Genomic DNA, 9,053 nt, shown 5'->3' with positions numbered 1-9,053 from the left:
CGTCTGGCCCAGCTCGCCGCGCAGCGAGGCGAGCAGCGGCCCCTCGGCGCAGGCGGCCCGCGCGGAGCAGTCGTGCACGATCTTCAGGATGCGCGGCAGCGGCGTCCTGTCGTCCGCGGGCACGTAGACGGCGCCCAGCCGGAGCACCGCCTGCATGGCCACGACCGCGCGGGGCGACTTCGGCGCCCAGATCAGCACCCGGTCGCCGGGTCCGACGCCGCGCCCGGCCAGCGCCCGGGCCAGCGCGGCGGCCCGCCTGTCCAGCTCGGCGTACGACAGCGCGCCCAGCGGCCCGTCCACCGCCGGACGGCCGGGGTGGCGCGCGGCCGAGTCCATGACCAGTCGGTGCAAGCTCATAGCCCGGCCTCTCTCGCGATGATCTCCCGCTGGATCTCCGTCGTACCGGAGAAGATCGTGCTGGGGACGGCGTCCCTCAGGTGCCGCTCGGCCTCGCCGGAGAGGTAGCCCGCCGCGCCGGACAGGTGGACGGCGTCCAGGCTGTTGGCCACGACCGCCTCCGACACGGCCACCTTCGACAGGGCCACCGCCGCCGTGCTCTCCGCGCGCCCCCGGTCGATCAGCCAGCACGCGCGGTACAGCAGCAGCCGGGCCGACTCCAGGCGCTGGCGCATGACGGCCAGGCGGTGGGAGACGGCCTGGAAGTCCGCCAGCCTGCGCCCGAACTGGCGCCGTCCGGCCGCGCGCCTGCCGGCCTCCCGCAGCTGGCGCTCCATCAGCCCCAGGTAGACGCCGAACAGGCAGCCCCGCTCCCACGCCATCGAGCGCTGGAACACCAGCCCGCCCTGGCCCTCACCGCCCAGTCGGTGGTCCGCCGGGACCCGGCACCCGTCGAACTCGACCCAGCTCGCCTGGCACCCGTCCAGCCCCAGCTTCTCGTACGGCTCGCCGACCCGCACCCCGGGCAGCCCGCGCGGCACCGCGAAGGCCGAGAGCCCGAGGAAGCCCGCACGGGGGTCGGTGACGGCGTAGGTGACGAACACGTCCGCGATCGGCCCGTTGCTCACGAACGACTTGCGGCCCTCCAGCACGTAGTCGCCGCCGTCGCGGATGGCCCTGGCGGCGATGGCGGAGATGTCCGAGCCGGCCCCCTCCTCGGTCATGGCGTTGCCCGCGATCAGCCGGCCCCGCGCCATCCCGGCCAGCAGCGAGGCGCGCACCTCGCCCCGGGCGAAGTCGCGGATGGGCACCCCGCAGGCGAGCAGGTGGGCGGCCACCCCGAAGGCGAGCCCGGTGTCGGGGCAGGCCCGCCCGAACGCCTCCAGGCAGTGGGCCGTGTCGAGCGCGCCCAGAGCGCCGCCGCCGTACTCGCGGGGCAGGCACAGCCCGGTGAGGCCGAGCTCGGCGGGCAGCCGCCACGCCTCCCGGCCTGCGGGCCGGGCCTCCTCCCACCGCGGGGCCTCCCACCGCGGGGCCGAGGCCAGCACGTCGTCGTGGCGGCGCCGCTGGTCCGCGTCGAAGTCGAAGTCCATCCCGAACGTCCCCAGGTCAGCCGGGCTGCGGCACGGACAGGATCTTCACGACCGCGCAGGAGATCGAGCCGCCGGAGCCGACGCTGCCCATCACCACGTGGTCACCGGGCCGCAACGCGCCGGTGGACAGCAGGTGGTGCAGCGACAGCACCGGGTCGCCGGCGCCCGTGTGGCCGATCGTCCTGCCGTAGTCCCACGTGGACTTCTCCATGGGCAGCCGGAGCACGTCCATCCAGCGGCGCTCGATCGACTCCGGCGCCAGGTTGGTGAACACGGCACGGGTGATGTCGCCGTACCGGATGCCCGCCTCGGACATCAGCCGGTTCACCAGCTTGAGCATGTGCATGTGGGCGGTGAGCCAGCTCTGCCGCAGCGCGCTCTCGCCGGCGGCCTGCTCGTTGAACCTGCGTTCGCGCGCCTTGAAGTCGAGGAAGGCGCCCGTCGTCGCGCCGGGGGGGTGGAGAGGCTCGCCCGCGCGGTGCTCCTGTTCCAGCTCCGGGACGCTCACCGTGCCCATCGCGAGGACCTGCGCGAACCCGGCGCGCGTGCTGAGCACCAGCGCGGCGGCGGCGTCGCCGAACAGGAAGGGGGCCGAGCGCCACCGGTCGACGAGCGGCGTGCCGAAGTTGTCGGCGGCCACCACCATCGCGTCCCCGCGGTCGGGGAAGCCCCGCAGGTAGCCGGCCGCGAGCTCCATCGCGTAGAAGACGCCGTTGCAGCCCTGCCGCATCTCCAGCGCGAGCGCCCGGCCGCCGAGCAGGTAGTGCTGCAGGTAGTACTGCGGGTACCAGCCGTCCGGGCCCTGGTGCCAGACGTCGGTGTAGAGCAGGAGCCCGATGTCGCCGGGATCGTGGCCGCGCAGCGCGTCCTTGGCGGCGGCCAGGGCCATGTCGGGGGCGGACACCTCGCCGGCCACCGCCGCGCCCGTCATCTCGTGCGCCCGGGCCTCCTCCGCCGTGCACAGCCCGCGCTCGACGGCGGACTCCACCGTTTCAATTTCCGGCACGAAAACGCCGATGCCGCTTATAAATAGACTCTGGCCAGGCACGGCAATGCCCTCTCCATTCGCGGGCGACGGTTGTGGTAGCCGAATGTGGTAGCCGAATATCGTGCTGAGCCAGGAGCATAGGGTGGCCATCGCCGTCCTGACAAGGAATCCGCGGTATTAGCGGATCGCCTTCACCTCGCTATTGTCGTGACATCCGCCCTGTTCAGACGGGTGCGCGGCGAGAGTGCGTGTCTCGCCAGCGAGACATCCCGGCGTCTTCCCGCGTCCGCGAACCGAACAATGCGGTTTGACAACGACCGGACCTTGGATTTCCCCTGTTGGCAGAGAATTGCCGGTGCGCTTTGATTCACAATGGAGGACGGGCGCGTGCAGTCAGATTTCGATGTGGCCGTGATCGGAGGCGGGCCCGCCGGCTCCACGGCCGCCGCCTACCTCGCGATGGCGGGCCTTGACGTGGCGCTTTTCGAAAGCGAGATCTTCCCGCGGCCGCACGTGGGCGAGTCCTTCGTGCCGGCCACCACGCCCGTGCTGCTGGAGACCGGGGCCATGGAGGAGGTCGACGCCGCGGGCTTCCCCAAGAAGTACGGGGCCGCCTGGACGGCCGCCTACGACCTGCGCGTCCCGAGCAACGGGTTCGCCGGCATCAGCCACCGGCTCACCGCCGAGGTCCAATTCGTCGAGCGCGACCAGCCCGGCGTCGACCGCGACTACACCTTCCACGTCGACCGGGGCAAGTTCGACCTGATCCTGCTGAAGAACGCCGAGGCGAAGGGCGCTCACGTCTTCTCCGGCGTACGCGTGCTCAAGGTGGACCTCGACGACCCCGAGCAGGTCACGCTCACCTGCCGGATGGGCGGCAAGGAGGTCGGCTTCACCGCCGGGATGGTGGTCGACGCCTCGGGCCGCGGCACCCTCATCGGCCGCCAGCGCAAGCTGAAGATCAGCGATCCGGTGTTCGACCAGTACGCGGTGCACACCTGGGTCGAGGGCCTGGACCGCGAGAAGCTCGCCACCCAGCCGGAGGAGGCCGACTACATCTTCGTCCACTGGCTCCCGGTGCGGGACTCGTGGATCTGGCAGATCCCCATCACCGAGACGATCACCAGCGTCGGCGTGGTCACCCAGAAGCGGCGGATCCGGGAGTTCGGCGGCGGCAGCGAGGAGTTCTTCTGGCACATGGCCGAGAGCCGCCCGGAGTTGCTGGAGGTGCTCAAGGGCGCGCGGCGGGTGCGGCCGTTCAAGACCGAGGGCGACTACAGCTACGCCATGGAGCAGATCTGCGGTGACCGGTTCGTCCTCATCGGCGACGCCGCGAGGTTCGTCGACCCGATCTTCTCCAGCGGCGTGAGCGTCGCGCTCAACAGCGCCCGCCTGGCCTGCAAGGACATCATCGCCGCGCACCGGGCCGGCGAGGGCTACGGCAAGGAGCGGTTCGCCGCGTACGAGGCGAAGCTGCGCCGGGCGGTGAGCTACTGGTACGAGTTCATCACGATCTTCTACCGCCTGAACGTGCTCTTCACCGCGTTCGTGAAGGACCCCCGCTACCGCATCGACGTGCTGCGGATGTTGCAGGGCGACGTCTACGACGGCGAGGAGCCCAGGGCGCTGACCCTGATGCGCGAGGTCCTCAAGTCGGTCGAGAACGACCCCTCGCACGTCTGGCACCCCTTCCTCGGCTCCCTGCGCGCCCCCACCGCCATGCCGCAGTTCTGACCCGTTGTGCCCAGGTTCCTCCCGCTTGTCGAGAAAGGCTTAGGAAGATCATGACCATGTACGTCTGGGGTTACCTGCACGAGTACGCCGACGAGCGCGAGGACATCCTCGACGCCGTGGAGACCGTGTTCAGCTCCGGCCAGCTGGTGTGGGGGCCGCACACGGAACGGTTCGAGCGGGCCTTCGCCGACTACCACCAGGTGCCGCACTGCGTGGCGGTCGACAACGGCACGAACGCGATCGTGGTCGCCCTCCGGGCCCTCGGCGTGGGACCGGGCGACGAGGTCGTCACCGTGTCCAACACCGCCGCGCCCACCGTGCTGGCGATCAACGCGGTGGGCGCCGTGCCCGTCTTCGTGGACATCGACCCCGGCACCTACCTCATGGACGTCGGCCAGGTCCCGGCCGTGCTCACCGAACGCACCCGCTGCATCCTGCCCGTCCACCTGTACGGGCAGTGCGTGGACCTGGAGCCGCTGGAGCGGCTGGCCGCCGACCACGACCTGGCGCTGCTGGAGGACTGCGCGCAGGCGCACGGCGCGCGCCAGGCCGGCCGCATGGCCGGCACCGTCGGCCACGCCGGCGCCTTCTCCTTCTACCCCACCAAGGTGCTCGGCGCGTACGGGCACGCCGGCGGCACCATCACCAGCGACGACGAGGTGGCCGACAGCATGCGCCGGCTCCGCTACTACGGGATGGACGCCGAGCGCTACTACGTCAAGCAGACCCCCGCCCACAATGCCCGGATGGACGAGGTGCACGCCGAGATCCTGCGGCGCAAGCTCACCCGGCTGGACGCCTACATCGCCGGCCGCCGGGCCGTCGCCGAGCGCTACACCGAGGCCCTGGCGGGCACCGAGCTCGTGCTGCCCGCCACCGCGCCCGGCAACGAGCACGTCTACTACGTCTACGTCGTCCGCCACCCGGAACGCGACCGCATCATCGAGGGGATGAAGCGGCACGACATCCACCTGAACATCAGCTACCCCTGGCCGGTGCACACGATGGAGGGCTTCGCGCAGCTCGGCTACAAGACCGGCGACCTGCCGGTCACCGAGAGGCTCGCCGACGAGATCTTCTCGCTGCCGATGTACCCGTCGCTGTCGCCCTCGGACCAGGACAGAGTCGTGGACGCGCTGAAGAGCACGCTGGCCGCGTTGTGACCGCTCTCTCCGCCGCCCCCTCCTCCGCCGCCCCCTCCTCCGCCGCCCCCTCCTCCGCCGCCCCCTCCTCCGCCGCCCCCTCCTCCGCCGTCCCGCTCCCCGTCGCTCAAGTCTCCGGCGCCCCGCCGGCCGGCGCCTTCACCCTGTCGGCCCTGCGCCCCGACGGCGGGGTGCTGTCCACGGACGCGTTCCACCGCTGGTGGCGCGGCCGGCTGGACAGGCCCGGCTTCGAGGTGACCCGCATCCCGTTCGACGAGCTGGAAGGATGGGCCTTCGACCCGGAGTCCGGCAACCTGCGCCACCACAGCGGCCGCTTCTTCAGCATCGAGGGCTTCGAGCTGTCCACCGACGGCGCCTCCCGCCACTGCCAGCCGATCATCAACCAGCCGGAGATCGGCATCCTCGGCATCCTCGTCAAGGAGTTCGACGGGGTCCTGCACTGCCTCATGCAGGCCAAGTTCGAGCCGGGCAACGTCAACACCTGGCAGCTGTCGCCGACCGTGCAGGCCACCAGGAGCAACTACACCCGGGTGCACAAGGGCGACGACACCCCGTACGTCCAGTACTTCCGCGAGGCGCACCGCCACCGCGTGCTCGTGGACGTGCTGCAGTCGGAGCAGGGGGCGTGGTTCTGGCGCAAGCGCAACCGGAACATCGTCATCCAGGTCGAGGAGGACGTGGAGCCGCACGAGGACTACTGCTGGGTGACCCTCGGCCAGGTCCGGCGGATGTTCCCCGTCGACAACCTCGTGAACATGGACGCCCGCACCGTCCTGTCCTGCATGCCCTTCCACGGGCCGGGCGAGCCGGCGGCCGGCGACGCGTTCACCGAGGCGCTGGCGCGCTCGTACGGGGCGGCCGACCCTTCCAGCGGGGCGCTGCGCTCGCCGGGGGAGCTCGTGAGCTGGCTGACCGAGGCCAAGTGCCGCTGCGAGTGGAAGAGCCGGCTGATCCCGCTCCGGGACATCGCCCGGTGGTCCAGGACGGACGACGAACTGGTGGACCAGGCCCTGCAGGGCTTCAGCATCATCGCCGTGCGGGTGGCCGCGGACAACCGCGAGGTCAAGTGGTGGACCCAGCCGCTGCTGGCCACCAGGACGACCGGGATGGCGGTGTTCCTGGCCAGGCCCATCGACGGGGTGCTGCACTTCCTGGTGCGCGCGCAGCCGGAGCCGGGGCTGCTGGACCTGGTGGAGATGGCGCCCAGCGTGCACATGGTGTCGGGCCTGGACACGCTCGGCGCCCACACCGACCACCCGCTCGTCCTGGAGCGGGCGCTCGGCGGCGAGGGGGTGCGCTTCGACTCCCTGATGTCGGAGGAAGGCGGCCGGTTCTACCACGCGCAGACCCGCTACAAGATCGTCGAGGTGGGGGAGGACTTCCCCGTCGACGTGCCGTGGGACTACTGCTGGGTGACCGCCCGGCAGCTCATGGACCTGCTCGGGCACGGTCACTACCTGAACATCGAGGCGCGCAGCCTCGTGGCCTGCGTGCACAGCCTGTGGTGAGGGGACGCCGGGCATGCGCGTCCTGATCGCCAGCGAGGCCGAGCGCACGCACTTCCTGTCGCTGGTGCCCCTCGCCTGGGCACTGCGCACGGCGGGCCACGAGGTACGGGTCGCGGGCCATCCGGCGCTGGCCCCGGCCGTCACCGGCGCCGGGCTCACCGCCGTCCCGCTGGGCCGCGACCACGTCTTCGGCCGGGTCATCCGGCGCGTCGGCCACACCAGCGACGAGGACCTGGCGCTGCCCGTCGTCCATCCGGAGATCGGGTTCGACGACCTGCGGCGGTGGTACCGCCGCGTGGTGCCCTGGTGGTGGCGCGCGGTCAACGAGCCGCTGATGGCCGACCTGGTGGCGTTCTGCCGCCACTGGCGGCCCGACCTGGTGATCTGGGAGCAGGTCACGTACGCGGCGGCCATCGCGGCGCGGGCGTGCGGCGCCGCGCACGCCCGCATGCTGTGGGGCGTCGACCTGCTCACCTGGCTGCGGCGCCGCTACCTGAGCCACCAGCCGAGGGAGGACCCGCTGGCCGAGTGGCTGTCGGCCCGCGCCCGCGCGTTCGGATCCGTGTTCGAGGAGGACATGACGTCCGGACAATTCACGATCGGGTACGCTCCCGCAGCCCTGGAGCCGGAGCTGGACCCGCCCCTCGACCGCGTGGGGATGCGCTTCGTGGCCTACAACGGCCGGGCCGTGGTGCCCGCCTGGCTCCGCGAGCAGGTGACGCGGCCGCGGGTCTGCCTGAGCCTCGGGACCACGGCCGTGGAGCGGATGGGCCGCTACTCCGTGGACGTGGCCGACCTGCTGGACGCCCTGGCCGACCTCGACGTCGAGGTGGTGGCCACGCTGGCCGCCGGCGAGCGGGCCAGGCTCCGGTCCGTCCCGGGCAACGTCCGCCTGGTCGGGTACACCCCGCTGCACGCGCTGCTGCCCACCTGCTCGGCGATGATCGGCTGGGGCGGCGCGGGGACCGTCTTCACCGGGATGTACTACGGGGTGCCGCAGCTCGTCCTGTCGCACGCGTACATGTTCGACCCGCCGCTGTACGGCCGGCTGCTGGCCGGGCGCGGCGCGGGGCTGACGATCCCGGACAGGGAGATGACGCCCGGGGGCGTGCGCGAGGCCGTGCGGGCGCTGGTGGAGGAGCCGGGGTTCCGGCACGAGGCCGGCCGGCTGCGCGCCGAGATGCTCGCCATGCCCGCCCCCAACCAGGTCGTCCCGGCGCTGGAGGAGCGCGTCGCCGCCCTGCGCGGGTGAGGGCGCGTACGCAGGGCGTCTAGAGCTTGTTTAGGACTCGTCTAGATCAGAAGTCGCAATGAGTGAGAAATCTTGTGAACCCCGCACAACGGGGATCCCGGAAGCCACCTAGCCAGAACACTGTGAGGTGTAGATGCCGGACGGAGTAGACCGCCGGACGCGCACGGCAGAGCGTGCGCCGCTCGGAGCCACCCGCCGGGGGACGAACGAGACACGAGCCAACGGGGACGGACAGGACGCACCGACGACGACTCTCCACAACGGCCAGAACGGCCGGCCCTCGCCCTACGGACGCGCCATAACGCGGCGCACCAGCCTGTCGCTGCCTCCCGGCCTGCCGCTGTCCGAATGGCGGCATCTGGGGCGGCAGATGTATCTGATCGCCGATTCGTCCGCCTGGTGGCTGGGGGACTGGCTCATCTACGGACAGACCCACTATCCCGACCGCTACAAACGGGCCATCACCGAGACCTCGCTCGACTACCAGACCCTGCGCAACTACGCCTGGATCGCCAGGAAGTTCCCGCAGAGCCGGCGCCGGGCCAAGCTCAGCTTCCAGCACCACGCGGAGGTGGCCGGGCTGCCCCCGGAGGAGCAGGACACCTGGCTCACCCGGGCCGAGCTGGGCGGCTGGTCGCGCAACGAGCTGCGCAGCAGGATCAGGGCCGGCCGGAACGGCGAGCTCCCGGGCAAGGACGTCTCCCTCGTCCGCATGGACGTCGTCGCCGAACGCAAGGAGCGCTGGCAGAAGGCCGCCGAGGCGGCCGAGCTGGAGCTGCAGGCGTGGATCGTGGCCACCCTCGACAGTGCCGCCATGGAGGCCATCGACGAGGGCGACCAGCCGTGACCGGGTGACCCGCCAGGACAGGAGAGGACCGTGCAGCGATCGGACGCCCGTCCCGCGCCGCCGCCGGATGC

The 9,053-nt window shown here is 71.6% G+C and carries 8 protein-coding genes; 5 read left to right on the top strand and 3 right to left on the bottom strand.

Annotated elements, in window-relative coordinates:
* The 3 genes from OUY22_RS34190 to OUY22_RS34180 all read right to left on the bottom strand — a co-directional run.
* A partial coding sequence (locus OUY22_RS34190) for an AMP-binding protein (protein WP_270159430.1) occupies window positions 1–357 on the bottom strand: 357 nt, incomplete at its 3' end.
* The gene (locus OUY22_RS34185; RefSeq protein ID WP_270159429.1) at window positions 354–1,490 is read right to left on the bottom strand and encodes an acyl-CoA dehydrogenase family protein; all 1,137 of its coding nucleotides are present in this window, start codon (window positions 1,488–1,490) and stop codon (window positions 354–356) included. The genes OUY22_RS34185 and OUY22_RS34190, both read right to left, overlap by 4 nt.
* Window positions 1,491–1,506: 16 nt before the next feature.
* Complete coding sequence (locus tag OUY22_RS34180; protein ID WP_270159428.1) at window positions 1,507–2,496, bottom strand: ketoacyl-ACP synthase III family protein; 990 nt, start codon at window positions 2,494–2,496, stop codon at window positions 1,507–1,509.
* 387 nt (window positions 2,497–2,883) lie between these two features.
* Here OUY22_RS34180 and OUY22_RS34175 point away from each other — a divergent pair, with 387 nt between their 5' ends.
* From OUY22_RS34175 to OUY22_RS34155, 5 genes are all read left to right on the top strand, one after another.
* Window positions 2,884–4,212, top strand: coding sequence for an NAD(P)/FAD-dependent oxidoreductase (locus OUY22_RS34175; protein WP_270159427.1), 1,329 nt, complete (start codon window positions 2,884–2,886; stop codon window positions 4,210–4,212).
* 50 nt (window positions 4,213–4,262) lie between these two features.
* Entirely contained in the window at window positions 4,263–5,375 is a 1,113-nt protein-coding gene (locus OUY22_RS34170) for a DegT/DnrJ/EryC1/StrS family aminotransferase (RefSeq protein ID WP_270159425.1), read from the top strand.
* Entirely contained in the window at window positions 5,372–6,883 is a 1,512-nt protein-coding gene (locus tag OUY22_RS34165; protein WP_270159424.1) for an NDP-hexose 2,3-dehydratase family protein, read from the top strand. The genes OUY22_RS34170 and OUY22_RS34165 overlap by 4 nt, the downstream gene beginning before the upstream one ends.
* 13 nt (window positions 6,884–6,896) lie before the next feature.
* Entirely contained in the window at window positions 6,897–8,135 is a 1,239-nt protein-coding gene (locus OUY22_RS34160; RefSeq protein WP_270159423.1) for an activator-dependent family glycosyltransferase, read from the top strand.
* A 298-nt stretch (window positions 8,136–8,433) separates the two neighbouring features.
* The gene (locus tag OUY22_RS34155; RefSeq protein ID WP_270159432.1) at window positions 8,434–8,982 is read left to right on the top strand and encodes an LmbU family transcriptional regulator; all 549 of its coding nucleotides are present in this window, start codon (window positions 8,434–8,436) and stop codon (window positions 8,980–8,982) included.
* Window positions 8,983–9,053: the final 71 nt, after the last annotated feature.

This window comes from Nonomuraea corallina, from assembly GCF_027620315.1.
In the GTDB taxonomy this organism is placed as follows: domain Bacteria; phylum Actinomycetota; class Actinomycetes; order Streptosporangiales; family Streptosporangiaceae; genus Nonomuraea; species Nonomuraea corallina.
Note: the sequence above shows the minus strand (reverse complement) of the source record. Positions and strands in the feature narration are given on the sequence as shown.